The following is a 1,244-nucleotide window of genomic DNA, read 5'->3' as shown; positions in this document are numbered from 1 at the left end:
CGCTATTTTAGGTTACACACGACAAGTGTGTTTCCTTATAATAGCGAAATTTTAAAAAAATAAATTTTGCGAATTTGAAGTTAAAATAAATGACAGAAAATGGTTAATTTGCAAAAAAATATATTCAAGATAGAACAGGCGTAGTTACGCACAAATTTAGGCAGTTTCGAGCGAAGTTACCTGTGGCGGTAATGAGCGATGAAATTGCCTAAATTTGTGCGTAAATCCGTCAGGCTTGGGGAATTAAGAGCTAGGCTAGTTTCAACTTAAAAAGCCTACGCCTTTTTCATCGTTCCTGTTTTATTAAATCTATCATGCCAAGATAGTGCTTCGTCTAAAATATGTGGTGTATGTCCTGCTTTTTCCTGTGCGCAAGCTCTATCGAAATAATCTTGCAAAGCTTCTCTGTAATCAGGGTGAGCTATTTTTATCATCTCAGCGGCTCTTTCTCTTGGGCTTTTACCACGCAAATCTGCATAACCATATTCGCTAACTATTACCATTGTATCGTGTTCTGTGTGATCGACATGGCTTACAAAAGGAACGATTGAGCTTATTGCTCCACCTTTTGCAGTTGATGGCGTAAGGAATATAGAAATATAACCATTTCTTGCAAAATCACCGCTTCCGCCTATGCCGTTCATCATCTGTGTTCCCATAACATTTGTCGAATTTACATTTCCGTAAATGTCGGCTTCTAGCATTCCGTTCATTGCTATTACGCCAAGTCTTCTTATGACTTCCGGGTTGTTTGAAAGTTCTTGTGGGCGAAGGACTATGTGTTTGGAGTAGAAGTTGATGTTTTCGCGGAAGTCATCAACTGCATCAGGGCTAAGAGAGAGCGAAGCAGAGCTTGCCATTTCGACAACGCCGTCTTTGATTAAGTCTAAAAGTCCGTCTTGGATAACTTCTGTGTAGCATGTAAGGCCTTTGTATCCTGCTCGTTTAAGTCCAGCCAAAACGGCATTTGCGACATTGCCAATGCCAGATTGAAGTGGCAAAAGCGTATCTTTTGGCAACCTTCCAGCTTTTACTTCATTTTCAAAAAATTTAACGACATTATCTCCGATTGCGATTGAAATTTCATCAAGTGGAGTAAATTTATTAACACGATCTGGTGTGTTTGCTACTACTACGGCTACGACTTTATCTGGATCGACTGTTAAATATGGTGTTCCTATGCGATCATCGACTTTTGTGATATTTAGTGGCTTTCTATGTGGCGGAAGTCCGAGAGTCGCCAC

At 40.0% G+C, this 1,244-nt stretch carries 1 protein-coding gene; it reads right to left on the bottom strand.

The genetic code is table 11. The annotated features are described in order from the left end of the window. Positions 1-275 precede the first annotated feature (275 nt). Positions 276-1,244, bottom strand: a 969-nt coding sequence (locus OFN91_RS08230; protein WP_333720471.1) for an acetyl-CoA hydrolase/transferase C-terminal domain-containing protein, incomplete at its 5' end; no start/stop codon positions are given.

The organism is Campylobacter sp. JMF_08 NE1, assembly GCF_027737875.1.
GTDB lineage: Bacteria > Campylobacterota > Campylobacteria > Campylobacterales > Campylobacteraceae > Campylobacter_B.
The sequence above is the reverse complement of the archived record's forward strand: the minus strand, read 5'-3'. Positions and strand labels throughout refer to the sequence as shown.